The following is a 20,240-nucleotide window of genomic DNA, read 5'->3' on the forward strand; positions in this document are numbered from 1 at the left end:
ATGCCTGCCCCCGACACCCCAATCCTGGATGCGCCGCGCCGCATCACCAATGCCTGGTCGATCCTGCCCGGCTGGCTGCCCGTTCCCGGCATGGGCGCGCTGCCGGTCAACAGCTTCCTGCTCAAGGGCCGTGAGCCGGTGCTGGTCGATACCGGCCTTGCCGCGCTTGGCGACCGTTTCATCGAAACCCTCGCCGGCGAGGTCGATCTCGAAGACCTGAAGTGGATATGGCTCAGCCACATGGATGCCGACCATGTCGGCAATCTCTCGCGGGTGCTGGAGCTGGCGCCCAATGCCAGGGTCGTCACCAATTTCCTGGGCATGGGAAAGATGAACCTGGCGGGCCTGGATGTGAGCCGGGTGCACCTGTTGTCGCCCGGCGATGTCTTCGAAGCCGGCGGCCATCGCCTGATCCCCGTGCGCCCGCCCTATTACGACGCACCCGAAACCATCGGCTTCTTCGACGAGGGCGAACGCGTCTTCTTCGCGGCGGACAGTTTCGGCGCCCTGCTGCCCACGACCGCCGGCGATATCGAGGATATCGAGGACAATGTGCTGCGGGACGGGCTGGTCGGGTGGTCCTCGATCGATGCGCCCTGGCTGGCCCATATGGACCAGTCCGCGCTGGGCGGCATGCTGGCAGCGCTCGACCGGGCCGATCCCGACTTCGTGCTGTCCGGCCACCTGCCGCTTGCCCGCAACGGCATCGCCCGGCTGACCCGCCATGTCGCCAACGCCTATGGCCGCGGCACCAGTTCGGCCATCGATCCGCTGGCCGTCGAACAGGTCATGGCCCAGCTCGGCTGACCTGCGCAAATCAAGGACCTTGAAAATGACCCAGACCCACGCATTCACCCAGGCCACGGCCTTCCGTCGCCGCCGCCCGGCCCTCGGGCCGGCCCTCAGCCGCCTTCGCGCTCGCCTCAGCCTGCACTTTGATCGGCACGACGCCATTCAGACGCTGGAAGGACTTCCGGACCATCTGCTCAAGGACATGGGGGTCAGACGCCACCAGATCCGCGAGCGCGTCTACGGCCACACCGACGACTGACCCGGCTCGATCTTGCCGGGCCGAAAAGACTTGCCGCCGCTGCCCTGGTGTAGCGCCTGAACCAACCCAAACCGCCAGAAATCCTGCCAGCCACGCTTCCTCCGAAGTGCGGCAACGCGATCGGCTGGCATGCGCCCGGCATGGCGCCGGGCTGGCAATTACCAACGCTTATCGAGACCCAATGAAAGGAAACCTGAAATGAGCACATTGACCAAAGCAGAGATCATCGCCCGCAACCGCGACACCGCGGAGCGCTTCCTCAACGGCACCCATTCGAGCAACATTGCCGACGTCGCCATCATCGATCAGACGGTGGGCGACACCATCGCCTGTCACGGCTTTCCCGGCTTCACCATCACCGACCACGAAAGCTACAAGAACTTCTTCCGCACCTTCCGGCGCTCGTTCACCGACATGGAATGGAAGGTTCATGCCCTGGTGGCCGACGAGCATTTTGTCAGCGCCCGCTGGCAGATCTGGGCCAGCCACAGCGGCGACTTTGCCGGGATCAAGGCCGATGGCCGGCGCATCACCTTCGACGGCATGGTGCTTTATCGCATGCAGGACGGGCTGATCGTGGAGACCTGGCTGCACATCAACGAATTGATGTTGCTCACCCAGATCGGCGCCATCCCCGCCGCCGCCTGACCTCCGACGGGCCAGGGCGCCACCCTGGCCCTTCCCCTTTTTCCATTGCATCGGCCCGCGTCTGCGCGGCCCCACCTCAAGGAATGCTCACCATGCTGACCACCCCCATTACCCTTGCCTTCGGGCTCACCACGCCCATCGTCAATGCCGGCATGGCGATGATTGCACGACCGGCCCTGGCCGCCGCGGTTTCCAATGCCGGCGGGCTCGGCACCATCGGGTCCGACATCAACCCGCCATCGGTCCTGCGCGACATGATCGTCGAGACCAAATCTCTCACGGACCGGCCTTTTGGGGTCGACGTGATCGGCGATTTCGTGACCGACGAGCATGTCGATACGCTCATTGCCGAACGGGTGCCGCTGGTCATCTATTTCTGGACCCTTCCCACCCAAGCGCATGCCGACCGGCTCCGCAGCGCCGGCATTGCGCTCTGGATGCAGGTGGGCAGCGTCGCCGAAGCCAGGGCCGCCGTTTCCCTGGGCGTCGATGCCCTGATCGTGCAGGGGGCCGAGGCCGGCGGCCACAACCGCGCCGAGGCCTCGACCATGACGCTGTTCCCGCGCATCCGCCGGCTTTTCCCCGACCTGCCGCTCCTGGCCGCCGGCGGCATTTCCGACGGAACCACCATGGCCGCGGCCCTGGTGCTGGGCGCCGATGCCGTCTGGTGCGGCAGCCGCTTCCTGGCATCGGAGGAAGCCAATGCCCATGCTACTTACAAGGAGCGGGTGACCAGCGCCGATGTCGGCGACACCGCGATCCTTGCAATCTATGGCCCCGAATGGCCGGACCAGCCCATGCGCGCCATCCTCAATGGCGGCGCCCGCGAGGCGCTGGGACGGGAAGCCCAGGCGAGCCTAGCCGCCCAGGGAAAAATGGCCGGCAAGACCCGTCTCAATGGTCAGGAAATCCCGGTGCCCCGCTATAGCGCCATCCTGCCCACGCCCGACTTCGAGGGCGACATCGACCAGGTCTGCCTGACCGCGGGCCAGGGCGTTGGCAATATCACCGCCATCCTGCCCGCCGCCGAGATCGTGCGGCAGATGACGCGGGAAGCCGAAGCCGCGTTGGCCCGGCTCGCCAGAACCGACGAGGCCGCCTGATGTGCACCACGATCCCGAACGGCCCGCACCCGCCCGAAGTCATGGCGTCCTGCGGCGATTGCACGACCTGCCCGAAGGCCATCCGTGACCTGCTGGCGCGGTTGACCGAGACGGAGCCTGCCCTGGCCCGGCCTGCCGGGCCGCGTCGATCCACCGCGCGGCCCGACCGTCACTGAACCTGCCGGCCAAGAGCAATGGGCGCGGCGGCGGCTTTCCGTTCGCCGCGCCCATTGGCTGACTGACGCACCGAACCCCCAGCAGGCGCCGGCAACATGCATCGTCCATTATTCCCATTGACGTCGCCCACGCCCGGGCGTATCTCCGGCCTCAGGACACCTCTCCCTAACGAGAGGCGCATAGGCCTGGGAGGGCCGCTTGATATGGCTGAAATGCCCCAAACCGCACCGGCGGTAAAACCGGCTAACCCCAATTTTTCGTCGGGTCCGTGTTCCAAGCGTCCAGGTTGGACGATTGAGGCGCTTGCCGGCGCGCTGACCGGCCGCTCGCATCGCGCCAAGCCGGCCAAGGCCCGCATCCAGCAGGCCATCGACCTCACCCGCGACCTGCTCCAGGTCCCCGCCGACTACCGCATCGGCATTGTCCCCGCCTCCGACACCGGCGCGGTGGAAATGTTCCTCTGGAGCGCCCTGGGCGCCCGCGGCGTCGACATGCTGGCCTGGGAATCGTTCGGCGCCGGCTGGGTCACCGACGTGCAGAAGCAACTCAAGCTCCCCGACGTCCGCGTCTTCGAAGCCCCCTATGGCGAACTGCCCGACCTCAATGCGGTCGACTTCAGCCGTGACGTGGTCTTCACCTGGAACGGCACCACTTCAGGCGTCCGCGTGCCCAATGCCGACTGGATCCCGGCCGATCGCGAGGGCCTGACCATCTGCGACGCCACCTCGGCGGCCTTCGCGCAGAACCTCGATTTCGCCAAGCTCGATGTCGTCACCTTCTCCTGGCAGAAGGCGCTTGGCGGTGAAGCCGCGCATGGCGTGCTGATCCTTTCGCCCCGCGCCGTCGAACGGCTCGAAACCTACAAGCCGGATCGCCCGCTGCCGAAGATCTTCCGCATGACCAAGGGCGGCAAGCTGATCGAAGGCATCTTCAAGGCCGAGACCATCAACACCGTCTCCATGCTCTGCATCGAAGACGCGGTGGACGCCATGCAATGGGGTGTCGAGATCGGCGGTCTCAAGGCCATGCAGGCCCGCGCCGATGCCAATGCCAAGGTACTGGCCGACTGGGTCGCCAAGACCGACTGGATCGACTTCCTCGCCAAGAAGGAAGACGAGCGCTCCAACACCTCGGTGTGCCTGGTTATCGCCGACCCCGAGGTCAACGCCCTCGATGCCGACGCTCAGGCCGCCTTTGCCAAGGCGATCGTGTCGCGGCTCGACAAGGAAGGCGTGGCCTATGACATCGGCGGCTATCGCGACGCCCCGACGGGCCTCCGCATCTGGACCGGCTCGACCGTCGAAGCCTCCGACCTCGAAAAGCTGACCCCGTGGCTCGACTGGGCCTTCGCCCAGGAAAAGGCCGCCCTCAAGGCCGCTGCTTAACGCCTAGTCACCCCCTCCCAACCTCCCCCATCAAGGGGGAGGTGCTGATCGAGTTTCTGATACGCAACTGCGACAAACTCGGAGCGACACCTCCCCCTTGATGGGGGAGGCGGGAGGGGGTGATCCCAATATTCAAACTTTCAGGGACCCATCCAAATGCCCAAAGTTCTCGTTTCGGATAAACTCAGCCCCACCGCCGTCCAGATCTTCAAGGACAATGGCGTCGAGGTGGACTACCTGCCGGACCTCGGCAAGGACAAGGACAAGCTGTTCGAGGTGATCGGCCAGTATGATGGCCTGGCCATCCGCTCGGCCACCAAGGTGACCGAAAAGATCCTCTCGGCCGCCACCAATCTCAAGGTCGTGGGCCGCGCCGGCATCGGTGTCGACAATGTCGATATTCCCGCCGCCACCAAGAAGGGCATCATCGTGATGAACACGCCCTTCGGCAATTCCATCACCACGGCCGAGCACGCCATTGCCATGATGTTCGCTTTGGCCCGCCAGCTGCCCGAGGCCGACGCGTCCACCCGCGCCAGCAAGTGGGAAAAGAACCGCTTCATGGGCGTCGAAGTCACAAACAAGGTGCTGGGCCTGATCGGCGCGGGCAATATCGGTTCGATCGTTGCCGACCGCGCCCTTGGCCTCAAGATGAAGGTCGTGGCCTTCGACCCGTTCCTCACCCCCGAACGCGCCCAGACCATGGGCGTTGAAAAGGTGGAACTGGACGAATTGCTGGCCCGCGCCGACTTCATTACCCTGCACACCCCGCTGATCGACGCCACCCGCAACATTCTCAACGCCGAAGCCCTGGCCAAGACCAAGAAGGGCGTGCGCATCATCAATTGCGCCCGTGGCGGCCTGATCGATGAAGCCGCTCTTTACGAAGCGCTCAAATCCGGCCAGGTGGCCGGTGCGGCGCTGGACGTGTTCCTCGAGGAGCCGGCCCAGAACAACCCTCTGTTCGAACTGCCCAACGTCATCTGCACGCCGCATCTGGGCGCCTCGACCACCGAAGCGCAGGAAAACGTCGCCCTGCAGGTGGCCGAGCAGATTTCAGCCTATCTGATGACCGGTGAGATCACCAATGCGCTCAACTTCCCGTCCATCTCGGCCGAGGAAGCCCCGATCATCACCCCCTGGGTCAAGCTCGCCGAAACGCTCGGCTCCTTTGCCGGCCAGCTGACCGAAACGGCCATTTCGGGCATCAAGATCGAGTTCGAGGGCACCCCGGCCGCGCTCAACATCAAGCCGATGATCGCGGCCGCCATCAATGGCGTGCTGAAGCCCTCGCTGGGCGACATCAACATGGTCTCGGCGCCGCAGATCGCCAAGGACCGCGGCATCGTGGTCGAGACCACCACCCGCGACCAGCAGGGCGCCTATGAGGGCTATATCCGCCTGACCGTGACCACCGAGCGCCAGACCCGGGGCCTGGCGGGCACCCTGTTTGCCAATGGCAAGTCGCGCATCATCCAGGTCAAGGACATCAACATGGAAGCGGAAGTCACCCCGCACATGCTCTATGTCACCAATGAGGACAAGCCGGGCCATATCGGCCGCCTGGGCACCATCCTGGGCAAGCTGGGCATCAACATCGCCAACTTCAATCTCGGCCGCGCCGAGATCGGCGGCGATGCCATCGCCCTGGTCTCCATCGACGGCACGCTGACCGAAGCGCAACTCGCCGAAATCGCCGCCCTGGAAGGCGTCAAGCAGGCCAAGGCGCTGAGTTTCTAAAGCCGCCGCGGCCTCTCAAATGCACACCTATTTGGCGTCCCGCCATTCATATCGCGGGGCGCCCAATTTGTCCTTGTAGCTATCACGAAGGCGCCGCGCCTCTTCGAGGACCTCTGCTGGCTGCTGCACCTTGGCCTCCTCACCGTCAAAGACGATGCCCCCGGTAACCCGCGCATAGCTGCCTGCCGCCGCAAGGACCGAAATGAGCTCGCGATAATCCCCGCCGAAATAGAACGACATGGCATACTGCCAGGGTCCGCCAACGTCCCAACCTTCCTCGCCGAGTTCGCTGACAAGGGCGGCACAATCTTCGTGGAAGACTTCAAATCCCGTCCCCGCCCCATCCAGTCGAACAGGCAGGAAGCCTCTCAACTCCTCGAAGACTGCCGATTGGTAGAGCAGCAGGTCGAAGCCGTCCGCATCAAGGCCAGCCTGCCACTCGCGCATGGTCGCAGTCCGATTGGAAAACACAGTTACCGACATCGACATGAGCGCCCCCTCTTTGAACAAAAGAGGAACACAGCGACATGCCAGTGGCAACTACGGAGCACTGCGTAGAGCGCTGCGCCTTGCCGCCCATTCGGCCAGCAGGATACCGCCAAAGATGATGGCGGCGGCGATGAAGTGGTAGGCCTCGAGCGTTTCGCCCAGAATGATCACCGAGCCCAGTGTCCCGAACACCGGGATGAGGTTGTGGCTGGGCGCAGCGCGATTGGCGCCCACCAGTTCAACGCCGCGCGCATAGGCGACCTGGCTGAACATGGACGGAAACACCGCCACATAGGCAATCACTGCCCAGACCACCGGCGGCGCCGAACCCAGCGTCGCCACCTGCCCGAGCCCGTCCGGCGAGAAGGCCAGCATGATGACGGCGGTGATTGCCGCACCGGAAAAGCTGACCGCCATGAAGCTCAGAATGTGCATTTTGGGGCGGAAGCGCAGGGCGAGGGTATAGGTGGTATAGGCCAGGCATGCGAGCATGACGAAGCCGTCGCCGATATTGATGTCGAGCGTCAAGATGCGCGCCAGATCGCCATGGGTTGCCGTCAGCATCACGCCGGTGATCGCCAGCAGCACCCCGATGATCTGGATTGGCTTGGCCCGCACCCGGAAGATGATGAAATTGGCGCCCAGGATCAGCATGGGCAGCGAGCCCTGCTCGATCGCCGAATTGACCGCCGTCGTCGTCTGCAGCCCCAGATAGAGAAAGCCGTTGAACAGCGCATAGCCGACTGCACCATAGGCCATCAGCACCGGCCAGAAACGGCGTATCACCCCGAGGTCGCCGCGCAGATGCGGCCAGGCAAACGGGAGGATGAAACTGGTGGCGAGCACGCAGCGGCTGGCCAGCAGCAGGAACGGATCGATCTGCCCCACGGTGAGCTTGGCGGCCACCACATTGCCACCCCAGAACAGCGGGGCCAGAATCAGAAGCAGATAGGGTTGATCCAGGACGCGGGCGAATATGCCGCTATTTTGCTGTGGGTGCGGCTTTGTCATCGTCGCCCGGGTGATGTAAGGACAATCGGACTTATCAGTTATTCGGCCGCAATCAAACCCGACAAAGGTGGCCGGGAGGACTTCACGTCCAATCATCGTGGACCTGATTCGGGCCGGTCCTTTTCGTGTGCCTTGTTTGGGGAAGACTGAAATATGGCGAATGTGGTTGTCGTCGGCTCGCAATGGGGCGACGAGGGCAAGGGCAAGATCGTGGACTGGCTTTCGGAGCGCGCCGACGTCGTCGTGCGCTTCCATGGCGGTCATAATGCCGGCCATACCCTGGTCATCGACGGGGTCAGCTACAAGCTGGCGCTGCTGCCCTCGGGCCTGGTGCAGGGCAAGCTCTCGGTAATTGGCAATGGCGTGGTCGTCGACCCGCACCACTTTGTCCAGGAAATGGCCAAGCTGCGCGGCCAGGGCGTCAAGATCACCCCCGAAGTGCTGCGCATCGCCGACAATGCCCCGCTGATCCTCTCGCTCCACCGCGAGCTGGACGGGATCCGCGAGGACGCCAATTCCGGTCTCAAGATCGGCACCACCCGCCGCGGCATCGGCCCGGCCTATGAGGACAAGGTCGGCCGCCGCGCCATCCGCCTGGTCGACCTTTCCGAACCCGATACGCTGATGCCCAAGATCGAGCGGCTCTTGACCCATCACAATGCGCTCCGGCGCGGCATGGGGCTCAATGAAATTTCGGCCCAGGCCATCTTTGACGAGCTGACCTCGATCGCTTCGGAAATCCTGCCCTTCATGGACCAGGTCTGGCGCGTGCTGGAAGACAAGCGCAAGGCCGGCGCCCGCATCCTGTTCGAGGGTGCGCAGGGCGCGCTGCTCGACAATGACCACGGCACCTACCCATTCGTGACCTCGTCCAACACCGTCGCCGGCCAGGCCGCAGCCGGTTCGGGCCTCGGGCCCACAGCCATCGGCTATGTGCTGGGCATCACCAAGGCCTATACGACCCGCGTGGGCGAAGGCCCCTTCCCCTGCGAGCTGGACGACGAGATCGGCAAGCATCTCGCCGTGGTCGGCCGCGAAGTTGGCGTCAATACCGGCCGCCCGCGCCGCTGCGGCTGGTTCGACGCGGTACTGGTGCGCCAGACCGTCAAGACCAGCGGCATTACCGGCATTGCCCTGACCAAGCTCGACGTGCTCGACGGCCTGAAAGAGATCAAGGTCTGCGTCGGCTACGAACTGGATGGCTCACGCATTGATTATCTGCCTGCCTCAATGGGAGCACAGGCCCGCGTTAAGCCGATCTACGAGACCCTGGAAGGCTGGTCCGAGACGACCGCCGGGGCCCGTTCCTGGGCAGAACTGCCCGCCCAGGCCGTCAAATATGTGCGTTATATCGAAGAACTGATCGGCGCGCCGGTTGCCCTCTTGTCCACCAGCCCCGAACGGGCCGATACCATCCTTGTGGTTGACCCATTCCAAGACTGAGAAATTTTGATACAAGACTGCGCTGTCAGAGTGAGTACCAAGTAGCCAATGGCGGATTACAAGGAGCTGTTGCGTCGGGCAATCTCGGCGCTGCCGGAGAACAACGGGGCCGCGCGGCGCGCGGTCTATGAGAAGGCGCGTTCCGCTCTGGTTGGACAGCTGCGCGCTATCCAGCCCCCGCTTCCGGCCCGGGACATTACCCAGCACCGCCTGCAGCTCGAAGACTGTATCCGCCAGGTCGAACAGGAAGCCAGCGAGGCCGTGATCAGCCTCGGGCGCGACGGACCCCTGTCCCCGCGCCCGGCCCCACGCCCCACGCCAGCACCGGCGCCCGCGCCGGCAGCGCCAAAACCGGCCCCGGAACCCGTGCCGGCACCTAGCGCGGCCGCGGAGCCCACCAAGGCGGAACCGGTGGCCAGCGAGCCGGCCGAACCGGCCAGGGCACAGCCGCCCGAAGCCGAAGCTGAAGCTGAAACTGCACCTGAGCCCGTCGCCGAGCCCGAACCCGAACCGTCACCGGTCGAAACCAGGGCCGAGCCGGTCGAGGAACCTGTCACACAGGATACCGGCGCACCTTTGGCCGCGGCCGCTCCCACCTCGATCGAGGACATCATCACCCAGGCCGCCGCGACGAGCGGCGTCACGGTGGATCGCGTCGACTCGGTAGCGCCCGAAACCGCGACCCCCGAGGCCCCGGCTGCGGCTCAGACCCCGGCCGAGAGCCCGGTGGCCGTATCGCCCCCGGCCGAGCCCAAGCCCGCGCGCCCCTCGTTCTTCTCCCCTCGTCCCGAGCCTGCCGTACAGGCAATGGGAACCGGCACCGGCGCCGCATCTGCCGCGAGCCTGGCGCCCCGGATCGAGCCGATCCTGGGCAGCACCGCGCTTGCCAGCCAGCCGGTCGCCACCGAACCCGTGATCATCGAACCGCCGCTGCCCGTCGACACGGCCCTATCGAGCGTACGCGAGGTGGACGTCGAGCAGGACGACACCCGCGAGGCCGAAGGCGCGATCGAACGCGCCATCGAGACGCTGGACCGCGAAGCGCGCGGTGAAACCACCGAGCCCCTGCCTGAACGCAGCGGCACCACCCAACCCGAAGGCGAATTGCAGGACGAGGATGCCGGCTTTGCGCCGGCCGGCGCGGAGCGGCGCTCGGGCGCGGGGCTCACCATCTTCCTTATCGTCTTTGCCATTCTCCTGGCGGGCGTTGGCGGCGCCGGCTACTGGGCCTGGCGCGAAGGCTATGTCGACCTCGACCAGATGTTCGGGCGCAGCCAGACCCCCGTCACCGAGCCCGTGACCACGACCGAGCCTTCCGCCGTCCCGACCATGGACAATGCCACCCCCACGACCTCGTCCGGCGAAGAGGGTGCCTCCGGCCCCGGCAATACGGCCACCACGGCCGCGACCGAACCGACCAGCGCGCTGGAAGTGACCGACGACCGGCTCGAACCCACGCCGGAACCGGTGACCCCCACCGGCACTGAGACTGTCCTCCCCTCGATCGGCAACAGCGAGATCAAGACCGAGGAACGGCTCTCGGGCGAGGACACCTCGATTGCCGCCACCGAGGACCCGGCCGCCAGCGTCGATCCTGCCGATCTGGCAGGCAACCAGTCACTCTTGCTGGAGGCCTCGGCCAATGGCCAGGGCGGCGCGGTGCCGTTCTCGGGCACGGTGGAATGGACCGAGGGCACCGACGAGATCGGCCTGCCGACCCTGTTGGGCGAGGCCAGCATCCCCGCGCGGAACCTCGGCGTGTCGATCATCATCCGCAAGAACAACGACCCGGTGCTGCCTGCCAGCCATCTGATGGAAATCAGCTTCGACGTGCCCGACACCTTTGTCGGCGGCTCGATAGCGACCCTGGCCGGCGTGCTGCTCAAGGACCAGGAACTGGTGCCCGGCACCGCCCTCGCGGGCGCCGCAGCGCGCGTTGTGGGCAATTCCTTCCTGTTTGCGCTCAGCGCCTCCGAGGGTGACCTGACAGCCAACACCGACCTGCTCGAGAACCGCCGCTGGCTCGACCTCGCCATCGTCTATGGAACGGGCCGCAATGCCATCCTCACGCTGGAAAAGGATGATGAGGCACAGGCGCTGTTCGAAAAGGTCCTGGCCGCCTGGGCGCAATAGCTAGACGCGCTCCAGGCCGCCATCGATGATGCGATAGTGCCGGCCCGCCAGCGCGGCGATATCGTCGGCATGGTGGCTGACGAGAATGGTGTGCCAGCCATGGCGCCGGGTGAGTTCGCCCACCAGGTCCCGCGTGGTCTTGCGGGTCTCGTCGTCGAGTGCCGAAAACGGTTCGTCCAGCAGCAGCACCGGCCGGTTGCGCAGCAGCGTTCGTGCCAATGCCACGCGTTGCTTCTGCCCGCCGGACAGGGTCGAGGTCGGCTTTGCCTCAAAGCCCGCCAGCCCGACCTCGGACAGGGCCGCCGCCACCTTCTGCCGACCCTCGTCTCGCGATGTGCCGCGCGGCAATCCGAGGGCGGCATTGTCCTCGGCGCTCAGGTGTTCGAACAGATTGTCGGCCTGCAGCAACAGGGACACGGGTCGTGTCTCGGGCGGGAGCGGCAGCAGGCCGACGCCATCCAGACTGAGCGATCCGCTGGTGGGGAGGATAAATCCGGCGAGGAGGTCGAGCAGGGTCGACTTGCCCGAGCCGCTGGCCCCGGAAATGGCGGTGACCACGCCCGGCTCCGCCTCGAGGGTGAAGCGATAGGGTCTCGTCTGCCCCGGATAGGCAAAGACCAGGTCATCGGCGCGGAGCATGGGCGATCCTTTCGACGAGGCGCGGCAGGCCGACAAAGGCGGCAATGGTGAAGATCAGCAACAGCGCGGCGATGGCCGCCGCATCATTGCTGCGATACGAACCCAGCGCGCGATACATCATCAGCGGCAGGGTCTGGAAGTCCTGCGTACCGAACAGGGCAATGACGCCAAGGTCGCCCAGCGAAAAGCAGAAGGCGAGCGCCAGCATCAGCCCGATATCGCGCCCCAGCAGCGGGTATTCGATGGCTATGAATTGTTGCCAGCCGCTGAGGCCCAGGGACCGGATCAGCTTGCCGCGCGTAGCCATGATCGCTTCGAGCGGCGGTCCCAGCGTGGCGACGGCGAAGGGCAGCGAGAGGAGGCTGTTGGCGATCACCACCACCACGGGTGCCGCAGTGCCGATCGGGACCCCAAGGGTCCGCACCAGGAGGAAGAAGCCCAACGACAGCACCACGGCCGGCACGGCGAGATAGGCGAAAGCGGGAATGCCCAGCAGCGTCCGCCCGAGCGGGTGTCCAGTCGCGCTGCGCCCCAATGCCAGAAGCAGCGCCAGCACCAGGGTCAGGAGCGCCGAGGCCGTGCCGATGACGACGCTGGTTGCGGTCGCGCGCCAGAAGCCGGCCTGCCCGAGGACCCGCAGGAGCCCGCCGGCCAGCCCGTCATAGAGCACCGAAACCAGCGGCAGGGCGAAGCCTACGCCGGCCAGCACCAGGACCAGCCATTGCAGCGCCCGCACGGCCCGGCGGTCGCGCCAGCGTGGCGGGGTCGAACGGGAGAGGGCCGACGGCACCGGGGTGAACACCGAGGCGAGAAGGATGACCACCGAACAGACCCCGATCTGGGTCAGGGCCAGCCGCACCGCCCCGACCAGGTCGAAATCGAGCCTTACGGCGGTATAGATCGCCACTTCCAGCGTCTGGTTGGCCGGCCCACCGCCCAGCAGCAGCACGATGGGGAAGCTGGTGAAGGCCAGGAGGAAAATGATGGCCCCAAGCCCCGGCAGGCTGCCGCGCAGCGCCGGCCAGTCGATGAGGGTGAAACGCTGCACCGCGCCAAGGGCAAGCGATTGCCCGACCTTGAGCCGGCTCTGCGGGATAGCATCGAGCCGCGCCAAGAGGATGCGGGCGGCAAAGGCGCCGTCGAGCACCACATGGGCCAGCAATATGCCCGAAAGGCCATAGGCGGGGCTCTCGAACTGGATGCCGAACAGCGCATTGGCGACCTGGTTGATCCAGCCATTGCGCCCCCAGATGGAGAGGAGCCCGAAGGCCACCACCATGCCCGGCGTCACAATGGCGGCGGCAAACAGGCCCACGACCAGGTCGCGCCCGGCGAAGCGCAGCCGGTTGAGCGCCCAGGCCACGGCGATGCCGACCGCGAGGGACAGCACGGTTGTGAGGCCCGCCTGCAGCGCCGTCATCCGCAACAGATGCGCAATGTCGATGCGTGAACCACTCGCCGCATCCGTGGCCGCCGCCAGGATCGCCCACAGCACCGCCGCGATCAGCGCCGCGATGACGAGCGTGAGGATCGCGGCCGACGCAATGCGGATGGGGCGGCGTGGCAGGGTCAGCATGGTACTCGGCCCTGCCGCACACACGATGCAACTCCCTCCCCCTCGCGGGGAGGGGAGGAGTGGGGGGTCGCACAAGCAGGTTGCTCGTGAAGCACCCCCACCCAACCTCCCCCCTCAAGGGGGAGGAGTTGCATCGAGCTTGCCACGGTCCCTACTGCACCGCCGCCAGCATTTCCTCGATCCAGGCCGAGGAATTGGCGGTGATTTCGGCTTCGTTGAGGCGCAGCGTCTTGTCCGGCTGCGGCAGGTCCGCGAAGGCCGGATCGAGATCGCCCCCCAGATCCACCACCGGGAACATCCAATTGGTGGTGGGGATGACCTTCTGGCCTTCGACCGAGGTCAGATAGGCCAGGAAATCCCGCGCCAGGTCCTGATGCGGCGACGACTTGAGAATGCCGGCGACCTCGATCTGGGCAAAATGCCCCTCCTCGAACAGCGCCGCCTTGATGGTGTGATCACCCTCATCGAGGATGTGATAGGCCGGCGAGGTGGTGTAGGAGAGCACCATGTCCGCCTCGCCATCGAGGAACAGCGCATAGCTCTCGCTCCATTCGCGCGTGATGGTGAGGATATGCGGCTTGAGACCGGCCCAGATTTCCGGCGCACGATCGCCATAGGCGGCCTTGACCCAGAGCAGCAGCCCCAGGCCCGGCGTGGCCGAACGCGGGTCCTGGATGGCGATCTTGACGTCCTCGGGCAGCGCAATCAGCTCCTCGAACGAGGCCGGCGGCGCGTCCATGCGGTCGGTGTCCCACATGAAGGCGAAATGCGAATAGTCGAACGGCACGAATTGCGCATCGGTCCATGCCGTCGGCAGGTCGAGATGATCGAGCTCAAGGCCATGATCGGCGAAGAGGCCGGTGTCGCGGGCTTCCCCGGCAATGGCGGTATCGAGCCCCAGGACGATATCGGCCTCGGTGCTTTCACCCTCGAGCTGCACCTTGCGCAACGTGCCGATGGACGAGTCGGCGGCCACCCAGTTGACGGTGCAGCCGCAAGTGGCTTCGAAGCCTTCCTTGAGGGGAACGCCTGGCCCCCATTCGGAGGCGAAGCCGTCATAGGTGTAGATGGTGAGGACGGGCTTGTCCTGAGCGATTGCGCTGCCGGACAATCCGGCAAGAAGGACCGCAAGCGCCAGCGAGGAGGATTTGACCATGATGGTCTCCCTTCGTTTGGTGTGCGGTCATGGGTGAAGGGATGTGTCAATGGTATAGGACGCGCGAGGGCACCCTTGCCATCTCGAACTTCCTCCGCCAGCATGACCTGGTTCAGGTTCTATGGGTAACTCTCAGCTCCGGCGGCAACCGGAACACCCCAGCGAGACGGTGCGGACCTTATTGAGAGTGAGCTGAGAGTGCAATCCCCCCTCCCTTCAAGCAGCAAGGTGCTGCTCAGTTTTGATCGGCCGCTGGCCATAGTCGGCGGCGGCACGGTGGATTCCGCCCTGTTGCATGAGCTGGCGGCGCGCAATGTCGCGCTGATCGGCGCCGATGGCGGCGGCAACACCATTGGCGCCGCAGGCCTCGTGCCCGAGGCGATCCTGGGCGATCTTGATTCGATCGAAGATCGCGCCGGCTGGGAAACCCGCACCCGGGTCATCCACATTCCCGAGCAGATCACCACGGACTTTCAGAAGGCGCTCTATTCCACCTCGGCGCCGGTGACCCTGGCACTGGGCATGACCGGCAGGCGGCTCGACCACACCCTGGCGGCGCTCAGTGCCCTGCACGAAGTGGCGCAGCACCGGCGGGTCATCCTTGTCGACGAGACCGATGTGGCGCTGGCCGTATCCGGCCCCTTCGCCTTCGAGGCCGCGGCCCGGGAGCGGATTTCCGTCCATCCGCTGGTGCCGATTGTCTTCGAGCGCACCGAGGGCCTGTTCTATCCCATGGACGACCTGCTGCTCGATCCGGCAGGGCGGCTGGGCACGTCCAATGAGGGCCTTGGCGGGCACGTCGAGATCGTACCCCGGGATGACACGCCCTGGCTGCTGATCCTGGGACGGGAACGGTTGTGGGACCTGGTGGAGATGTGCCTGACGTCTGCGCCCTTACCCTCCGCATGAAGGGAGCACGTGTAGCACCCCCACCCTTAGTCCCTCCCCACAAGGGGGAGGGAGACGATGAACATTGGCGCCACAGCCCTGCGCCTCCCTCCCCTCGATGGGGAGGGACAGAGGGTGGGGTGGGGCCGCAAGCACAGTGGCCTAGCGTGTACGCCCTACAAAAATTGAGTTGCTAAACCGCCTCGGCCAGCCGGAATTGCAGCTTGGCGAGTTCGGCATAGCGGCCGCCCTTGGCCACGAGCTGGTCATGGGTGCCCTTGTCGATGATCTCGCCGCCATCGAGCACGAGGATGGTATTGGCGTCCCGGATAGTGGCCAGGCGATGGGCGATGACCAGCGTGGTGCGGCCCTCCATCAGGTGCTCCAGCGCCAATTGCACCAGCCGCTCCGACTGCGCGTCGAGCGCCGAGGTCGCCTCGTCGAGCAGCAGGATGGGCGCGTTCTTGAGAATGGCCCGGGCGATGGCGAGGCGCTGCTTCTGCCCGCCCGAGAGCATGACGCCGCGCTCGCCCACCACCGTGTCATAGCCCTTGGGGAGGTCGGCGACGAAGTCATCGACCAGCGCTGCCTTGGCGGCGGCGATCACCTCGTCCATGCCGGCATCGGGTTTGCCGAAGCGGATGTTCTCGGCAATGGTGCCGGCAAAGATGATCGGCTCCTGCTCCACATAGGCGAAGCGCTGCCGGAGGTCGCTGAGCCGAACCTTGCGAATATCCACGCCATCGACCGAAATGGTGCCTGCATTGACATCGTAGAAGCGCTGCAACAGCGACAGCGTCGTCGACTTGCCCGAGCCGGACGGCCCGACCAGCGCCACGGTCTCCCCCTTGCCGACCGAGAAGCTGACATTGCTCAGGACATTGTCGCCGCCCTGCCCGCCATAGGAAAAGCTGACCTTGTCGAAGGTCACGGTGCCCAGCGGCGGCTCGGGCAGCGCCACGGGGACGGCCGGATCGACGATCTCCGCATCGGTATCGAGAATTTCGGTCAGCCGCTCGGTGGCGCCGGCCACGCTTTGCAGGTTCCCCAGCACTTCGGACACATTGGTCAGCGCCCCCGAGGCCATGAGGGCATAAACGAGGAACTGGGCCAATTGCCCCGCCGTGACCGAGCCCTCGAAGACCGAGCGGGCGCCCCACCAGACGAGGCCCACCAGCGAGGCCGTGCCCAGGAAGATGACCAGGCCCACCAGAAAGGCGCGGGCGCCCAGGCGCTTGACCTCGGCCCGATAGCTGGTCTCGCTGCTCACATTGTAGTGGACCGCCTGCACCTCTTCCTGGGTGAAGGATTTGACTGTGCGATTGGCCCCCAGCATTTCGGTGGCCATGGCCGACAGGTCCGCCAGCGCATCCTGGGTCCGGCGCGACATGCCGCGCAGCCGCCGCGCATAGACCATGACCGGAATGAGAATGGCGGGCAGCGCCACGACCACGGCCAGCGTCAGCACGGGGCTGGTCAGGATCATCATGGCGAGCGCGCCAATGATGGTGACCATGGAGCGCAGGGCCAGCGAGAAGCTCGACCCCACGGCATTGCGGATCGACACGGTATCGCCATTGAGGCGGCTGGTCAGTTCGCCCACCCGATGGGTGTCGAAATAGCGCGTTTCGAGGCGCAGCAGATGGGAAAACACCGCCTGGCGGAGATCGGCCACGACGCGCTCGCCAATGACCGAGATGAAATAGAAGCGGGCGCCGCTGGCCACGGCCATGATGGCGGCGATGCCGATGATCAGCCAGCCATATTGACCCACCATATCGATATTCTGGGCCACGAAGCCCTCATCGATCGCGCCACCCAGAATGGCGGGAATGGCCAGCGAGGAAATGGCCGAGATCAGGAGGAACAGAATGGTCAGCGCCAGCCGCACCGGATAGCGCAGCAGGAACGGCAGCAGGCGCCGCAGGGGCTGGAGCTGCCGCGGCGCGGACTTGACTTCAGAAACGATCTTGTCGGGGTCCGATGCTGCCGAAACGGCCTGATCTGTCATTGTTGGAACACGCCGTAATTGCTGCGGGACCGGGCTCGACCGGCGACCGCCCCCATATAGGGGCTCACCCCAAAGCCCGCAACCGCGCTGGGTCGGGCAATATTGCCGCGCCAGTTCTTCACCGCAACGCGTTCCCGGCCCTTGCAGAACCCGATCTTCTGCTGTAACAAGCCGCCCAACACCAGATTGATGCTCTCCGGGCGCCGCGGCGCCCGTTTGATTTGAGGCAAGCGATGAAGACCGATATCCACCCCGACTACCACACCATCAACGTGGTCATGACCGACGGCACCACCTACCAGACCCGCTCGACCTGGGGCAAGGAAGGCGACACGCTGCAGCTCGACATCGACCCCAAGACCCACCCCGCCTGGACCGGCGGCACGGGCCAGCTGATGGACCGCGGCGGCCGCGTCTCGCGCTTCAAGGAGCGCTTCAAGGGCCTCGGCATCTAAGCCGACCCGGTTTGAATTCATGCAAAGCCCGGCCATCGCGCCGGGCTTTGTCTTGCTTGGAGCCCGTTCATGTTCATCCTGTCGCTCACCTATATCGTCCCGCTCGACCGGGTCGACGCGCATATCGGGCCGCATATGGATTGGGTCGCCAGGGGCTATGAGGCGGGCATTTTCCTCGCTTCGGGACGCAAGGAGCCGCGCACAGGTGGCGTCATCCTGGCACACGGGGACCGGCCATCGCTTGAGGCATTGGTCGCCACCGACCCCTTCGTGACCGCAGGCGCCGCGCAATACGAATTGACGGAAATCGTGCTCAGCCGCACCGCAGCCGGGCTCGAGGCGCTCAAAGGCTGACCCATGGCGTTCCTGCTGTTTTTCGGCGCCGCCATTTTCGAGATCGGCGGCTGCTACCTGATCTGGCTGGCCATGCGCAATGGCCAGCCCTGGCTCTGGGTGCCCGCTGTGCTGGCCCTGGGCTTGTTCGGCTATCTGCTCTCGCTGGCCGGCACCGACAGCGCCGGCCGCGTCTTCGCCATCTATGGCGGTATCTATATCGTGACGTCCGTGGCCTTCACGACCGGCTTCGAGGGCATACGCCCGGATCGCTGGGACCTGTTCGGCGTGGGGCTGGCGCTGGCTGGGGCGGCCGTCATCTTTTTTGCGCCGCGCGGGGGCTGACCCCTATTCGGCGCGGGCGAAGGCCGCCTTGAGGCGCGAAAGCTGGTCGGCCACGCCATTGGCCAGACCCGGCGTCACCGCCGGCAAATCGCCCTTTTCGAGCGCGTCCAGCTGCATCACCCTCTCGAACAGGCGGTCGCCCTTGTCGATGAAATCGCGCAGCGTCTGCGGCAGCTCCTCATAGCCCGGCCCGCCGCGCTGGCTGGGCGTGGCGGAAAACTTGACCTTTTCCTTTTCGGAGCGGGCGTTTTCGCGTGAAATCTCGCCCTCATTGACCGCCCGCTGCAGCAGCAGCCAGGAGGCCAGCTGCATCAGCCGCGTCGTCAGGCGCATGGATTCGGTGGCATAGAGGAAGCCGGCTTCGCGCGGTAGCACCCGGCTTTCGATGCGCCCTTCGGCGTCAAGATAGGCCGCCACCGCCTCGATCAGGCCCATGCCCTCGCGATAGAGCGCGTCGAACCCGCCCGACGCCACAATGCGTGGACCAATCGCGATTGCCTGCCTGGTTTCGCCACTCTCAGCCAAGGGGAACCCTCCGATCAGTCCATGCTAGCCCCAAGCGGGCACCGGGTCATCCGATGGGTTCCAGTATTGTTAATTTGTGATGCAAGCGAGGCCTGCCAAACCATGGCCCGAAAAAGAAAAAGAGCCGCACGGATGCAGCTCTCGAAGTTAACAGGGAGGCGTCAAACAGAGGGAGAAACCACTCTGAAAAATCCAGAACAAATCTGAATAACCAGACCTTACCGCCCAAAGATTAATTGGCTCTTAACAGGAGTCGATTTCTTAACCCTGCCAATTGATTTCAGCGCAACCTTGCCTGTTGCCGGTCCAGCAAGGTACGACCCGTAAGCGTGATGATAGCGTCGTCGCCGATCACCTCCACCCAGCCCTTGGCATGCAGCGGCGCAATGGCCTGGCGCGGGGGCAGCGTTGCGCCATCGGCGAGCGCGCGCAGCGAGGCCACGTCTGTGGCCGTCACACCTTCGAGAATGAGATCGTCCTGTCGCACCATTTCCAACTCCTCCGTGGACCGTAGCGAAATGGGACTAGAACCGCCCCTTGTCCATAAGCCAAAGGTCGGATCGCTTCTGCCGCGCGGCCAGCAATTGCCGCATGAACACCTGCAGGGGCTCGGTGTGCCAGGCCCGCTCCAGGGCCGTCCGCGCAGGCTTGAGCATACGCACCGGAAGATCCTGCAGCGGCGCCCTCGCGCGTTCCGATTCCAGGAAATAGAGACCGCTCAGCGTCAACAGCAGGGCTACGCCCAAAAGATTCAAGTCCATTCCGCAACTCCCCTCGACAGCCAGGAAACGCTACCTGCCGGCCTCGGGAAAACGAACAATAACCGTCTGTTAACACTAACAGGCGTCGGAAGCTGGAACGCGCGGACTGGCGTTCGGTGCCATCACGAAAACCCCTGAACTAGAATTTGAACGCGGCCTCGGCAGCCTTGCGCGAGTCGCCCTTGGCGGCAATGGCGGCCCGCAGCCGCGCGATCTCGCCCTCGAGCAGCGCGATCCGGTCTTCCAGTTCGGCAACCGAGAGGCTGTCGAGCCCCATGCCGACTTCATGACTCACCGGGCGCTTGCGCTCTTCCTCTTCCATTGCTCTGCACTCCACTGTTCTTTGCAGGCGAGTGTAGCCCAGTGGCCTT

Annotated in this window: 22 protein-coding genes and 1 riboswitch; of the genes, 12 read left to right on the top strand and 10 right to left on the bottom strand. The window is 65.2% G+C overall.

The genetic code is table 11. The annotated features are described in order from the left end of the window. The 6 genes from K1X15_RS16545 to serA all read left to right on the top strand — a co-directional run bounded on the left by K1X15_RS16545 (position 1) and on the right by serA (position 6,104). Positions 1–807, top strand: coding sequence for an MBL fold metallo-hydrolase (locus K1X15_RS16545; protein WP_220304694.1), 807 nt, complete (start codon positions 1–3; stop codon positions 805–807). A 25-nt stretch (positions 808–832) separates the two neighbouring features. Continuing rightward, positions 833–1,051, top strand: coding sequence for a YjiS-like domain-containing protein (locus K1X15_RS16550; RefSeq protein WP_220304695.1), 219 nt, complete (start codon positions 833–835; stop codon positions 1,049–1,051). A 198-nt stretch (positions 1,052–1,249) separates the two neighbouring features. Further along, positions 1,250–1,699: an ester cyclase gene (locus K1X15_RS16555; RefSeq protein WP_220304696.1), complete on the top strand. Its 450-nt coding sequence runs from the start codon at positions 1,250–1,252 to the stop codon at positions 1,697–1,699. A gap of 92 nt (positions 1,700–1,791) precedes the next feature. After that, the gene (locus tag K1X15_RS16560; protein ID WP_220304697.1) at positions 1,792–2,802 is read left to right on the top strand and encodes an NAD(P)H-dependent flavin oxidoreductase; all 1,011 of its coding nucleotides are present in this window, start codon (positions 1,792–1,794) and stop codon (positions 2,800–2,802) included. A 389-nt stretch (positions 2,803–3,191) separates the two neighbouring features. Continuing rightward, the gene (locus K1X15_RS16565) at positions 3,192–4,364 is read left to right on the top strand and encodes a phosphoserine transaminase (protein ID WP_220307583.1); all 1,173 of its coding nucleotides are present in this window, start codon (positions 3,192–3,194) and stop codon (positions 4,362–4,364) included. Between the two features lie 156 nt (positions 4,365–4,520). Further along, the gene (gene serA, locus K1X15_RS16570; protein WP_220304698.1) at positions 4,521–6,104 is read left to right on the top strand and encodes a phosphoglycerate dehydrogenase; all 1,584 of its coding nucleotides are present in this window, start codon (positions 4,521–4,523) and stop codon (positions 6,102–6,104) included. Positions 6,105–6,131: 27 nt separating this feature from the next. Here serA and K1X15_RS16575 read toward each other — a convergent pair whose 3' ends face one another. Together K1X15_RS16575 and K1X15_RS16580 are read right to left on the bottom strand one after the other, a co-directional pair. Continuing rightward, entirely contained in the window at positions 6,132–6,551 is a 420-nt protein-coding gene (locus K1X15_RS16575) for a hypothetical protein (protein ID WP_220304699.1), read from the bottom strand. A gap of 93 nt (positions 6,552–6,644) precedes the next feature. After that, a complete protein-coding gene (locus tag K1X15_RS16580) occupies positions 6,645–7,604 on the bottom strand; it encodes a DMT family transporter (RefSeq protein ID WP_220304700.1) in 960 nt (319 codons plus the stop codon). Between the two features lie 153 nt (positions 7,605–7,757). On the opposite strand from K1X15_RS16580, the gene K1X15_RS16585 reads away from it, so the two are divergent. Further along, on the top strand, positions 7,758–9,047 hold the full coding sequence (locus tag K1X15_RS16585; protein ID WP_220304701.1) for an adenylosuccinate synthase: 1,290 nt from the start codon (positions 7,758–7,760) through the stop codon (positions 9,045–9,047). A 48-nt stretch (positions 9,048–9,095) separates the two neighbouring features. Beyond that, positions 9,096–11,180, top strand: coding sequence for a hypothetical protein (locus K1X15_RS21460; protein WP_220304702.1), 2,085 nt, complete (start codon positions 9,096–9,098; stop codon positions 11,178–11,180). Here the strand turns inward: K1X15_RS21460 and K1X15_RS16595 are convergent, their stop codons facing one another. From K1X15_RS16595 to thiB, 3 genes are all read right to left on the bottom strand, one after another. Further along, on the bottom strand, positions 11,181–11,819 hold the full coding sequence (locus K1X15_RS16595; protein WP_220304703.1) for an ATP-binding cassette domain-containing protein: 639 nt from the start codon (positions 11,817–11,819) through the stop codon (positions 11,181–11,183). Then, entirely contained in the window at positions 11,803–13,395 is a 1,593-nt protein-coding gene (locus K1X15_RS16600; RefSeq protein WP_220304704.1) for an ABC transporter permease family protein, read from the bottom strand. The genes K1X15_RS16595 and K1X15_RS16600 overlap by 17 nt, the downstream gene beginning before the upstream one ends. Positions 13,396–13,546: 151 nt before the next feature. After that, positions 13,547–14,551 (bottom strand): thiamine ABC transporter substrate binding subunit, encoded by a 1,005-nt coding sequence (gene thiB, locus K1X15_RS16605; protein ID WP_220304705.1) that lies wholly within the window; start codon positions 14,549–14,551, stop codon positions 13,547–13,549. Positions 14,552–14,623: 72 nt separating this feature from the next. Beyond that, positions 14,624–14,722, bottom strand: a riboswitch (TPP riboswitch). Positions 14,723–14,749: 27 nt separating this feature from the next. Here thiB and K1X15_RS16610 point away from each other — a divergent pair. Then, positions 14,750–15,460 (top strand): thiamine diphosphokinase, encoded by a 711-nt coding sequence (locus K1X15_RS16610; protein ID WP_220304706.1) that lies wholly within the window; start codon positions 14,750–14,752, stop codon positions 15,458–15,460. A 172-nt stretch (positions 15,461–15,632) separates the two neighbouring features. Here the strand turns inward: K1X15_RS16610 and K1X15_RS16615 are convergent, their stop codons facing one another. Continuing rightward, a complete protein-coding gene (locus K1X15_RS16615; protein WP_220304707.1) occupies positions 15,633–17,450 on the bottom strand; it encodes an ABC transporter ATP-binding protein in 1,818 nt (605 codons plus the stop codon). Positions 17,451–17,683: 233 nt separating this feature from the next. On the opposite strand from K1X15_RS16615, the gene rpmE reads away from it, so the two are divergent. From rpmE to K1X15_RS16630, 3 genes are all read left to right on the top strand, one after another. Next, a complete protein-coding gene (gene rpmE, locus K1X15_RS16620; protein ID WP_220304708.1) occupies positions 17,684–17,905 on the top strand; it encodes a 50S ribosomal protein L31 in 222 nt (73 codons plus the stop codon). A gap of 69 nt (positions 17,906–17,974) precedes the next feature. Then, positions 17,975–18,259 (top strand): YciI family protein, encoded by a 285-nt coding sequence (locus K1X15_RS16625; protein ID WP_220304709.1) that lies wholly within the window; start codon positions 17,975–17,977, stop codon positions 18,257–18,259. Between the two features lie 3 nt (positions 18,260–18,262). Then, positions 18,263–18,583 (top strand): YnfA family protein, encoded by a 321-nt coding sequence (locus K1X15_RS16630; RefSeq protein ID WP_220304710.1) that lies wholly within the window; start codon positions 18,263–18,265, stop codon positions 18,581–18,583. 3 nt (positions 18,584–18,586) lie between these two features. On the opposite strand, the gene rcdA is transcribed toward K1X15_RS16630, so the two are convergent. The 4 genes from rcdA to K1X15_RS16650 form a co-directional block, all read right to left on the bottom strand. Continuing rightward, entirely contained in the window at positions 18,587–19,108 is a 522-nt protein-coding gene (gene rcdA, locus K1X15_RS16635) for a protease adaptor protein RcdA (RefSeq protein WP_240549528.1), read from the bottom strand. A 280-nt stretch (positions 19,109–19,388) separates the two neighbouring features. Next, positions 19,389–19,598 (bottom strand): hypothetical protein, encoded by a 210-nt coding sequence (locus tag K1X15_RS16640; RefSeq protein WP_220304711.1) that lies wholly within the window; start codon positions 19,596–19,598, stop codon positions 19,389–19,391. Between the two features lie 34 nt (positions 19,599–19,632). Next, positions 19,633–19,869, bottom strand: coding sequence for a hypothetical protein (locus K1X15_RS16645; protein WP_220304712.1), 237 nt, complete (start codon positions 19,867–19,869; stop codon positions 19,633–19,635). Positions 19,870–20,008: 139 nt separating this feature from the next. Further along, entirely contained in the window at positions 20,009–20,191 is a 183-nt protein-coding gene (locus tag K1X15_RS16650) for a DUF1192 domain-containing protein (RefSeq protein ID WP_220304713.1), read from the bottom strand. Positions 20,192–20,240: the final 49 nt, after the last annotated feature.

Source organism: Devosia salina, assembly GCF_019504385.1.
In the GTDB taxonomy this organism is placed as follows: domain Bacteria; phylum Pseudomonadota; class Alphaproteobacteria; order Rhizobiales; family Devosiaceae; genus Devosia; species Devosia salina.

What these genes read in the sequence shown, in the direction of transcription:
- K1X15_RS16545 (WP_220304694.1), top strand. Translation starts at nt 1, where the DNA reads ATGCCTGCCCCCGACACCCCAATCCTGGATGCGCCGCGCCGCATCACC.
- K1X15_RS16550 (WP_220304695.1), top strand. Translation starts at nt 833, where the DNA reads ATGACCCAGACCCACGCATTCACCCAGGCCACGGCCTTCCGTCGCCGC.
- K1X15_RS16555 (WP_220304696.1), top strand. Translation starts at nt 1,250, where the DNA reads ATGAGCACATTGACCAAAGCAGAGATCATCGCCCGCAACCGCGACACC.
- K1X15_RS16560 (WP_220304697.1), top strand. Translation starts at nt 1,792, where the DNA reads ATGCTGACCACCCCCATTACCCTTGCCTTCGGGCTCACCACGCCCATC.
- K1X15_RS16565 (WP_220307583.1), top strand. Translation starts at nt 3,192, where the DNA reads ATGCCCCAAACCGCACCGGCGGTAAAACCGGCTAACCCCAATTTTTCG.
- serA (WP_220304698.1), top strand. Translation starts at nt 4,521, where the DNA reads ATGCCCAAAGTTCTCGTTTCGGATAAACTCAGCCCCACCGCCGTCCAG.
- K1X15_RS16575 (WP_220304699.1), bottom strand. Translation starts at nt 6,551, where the DNA reads ATGCGCGAGTGGCAGGCTGGCCTTGATGCGGACGGCTTCGACCTGCTG.
- K1X15_RS16580 (WP_220304700.1), bottom strand. Translation starts at nt 7,604, where the DNA reads ATGACAAAGCCGCACCCACAGCAAAATAGCGGCATATTCGCCCGCGTC.
- K1X15_RS16585 (WP_220304701.1), top strand. Translation starts at nt 7,758, where the DNA reads ATGGCGAATGTGGTTGTCGTCGGCTCGCAATGGGGCGACGAGGGCAAG.
- K1X15_RS21460 (WP_220304702.1), top strand. Translation starts at nt 9,096, where the DNA reads ATGGCGGATTACAAGGAGCTGTTGCGTCGGGCAATCTCGGCGCTGCCG.
- K1X15_RS16595 (WP_220304703.1), bottom strand. Translation starts at nt 11,819, where the DNA reads ATGCTCCGCGCCGATGACCTGGTCTTTGCCTATCCGGGGCAGACGAGA.
- K1X15_RS16600 (WP_220304704.1), bottom strand. Translation starts at nt 13,395, where the DNA reads ATGCTGACCCTGCCACGCCGCCCCATCCGCATTGCGTCGGCCGCGATC.
- thiB (WP_220304705.1), bottom strand. Translation starts at nt 14,551, where the DNA reads ATGGTCAAATCCTCCTCGCTGGCGCTTGCGGTCCTTCTTGCCGGATTG.
- K1X15_RS16615 (WP_220304707.1), bottom strand. Translation starts at nt 17,450, where the DNA reads ATGACAGATCAGGCCGTTTCGGCAGCATCGGACCCCGACAAGATCGTT.
- rpmE (WP_220304708.1), top strand. Translation starts at nt 17,684, where the DNA reads ATGAAGACCGATATCCACCCCGACTACCACACCATCAACGTGGTCATG.
- K1X15_RS16625 (WP_220304709.1), top strand. Translation starts at nt 17,975, where the DNA reads ATGTTCATCCTGTCGCTCACCTATATCGTCCCGCTCGACCGGGTCGAC.
- K1X15_RS16630 (WP_220304710.1), top strand. Translation starts at nt 18,263, where the DNA reads ATGGCGTTCCTGCTGTTTTTCGGCGCCGCCATTTTCGAGATCGGCGGC.
- K1X15_RS16640 (WP_220304711.1), bottom strand. Translation starts at nt 19,598, where the DNA reads ATGGTGCGACAGGACGATCTCATTCTCGAAGGTGTGACGGCCACAGAC.
- K1X15_RS16645 (WP_220304712.1), bottom strand. Translation starts at nt 19,869, where the DNA reads ATGGACTTGAATCTTTTGGGCGTAGCCCTGCTGTTGACGCTGAGCGGT.
- K1X15_RS16650 (WP_220304713.1), bottom strand. Translation starts at nt 20,191, where the DNA reads ATGGAAGAGGAAGAGCGCAAGCGCCCGGTGAGTCATGAAGTCGGCATG.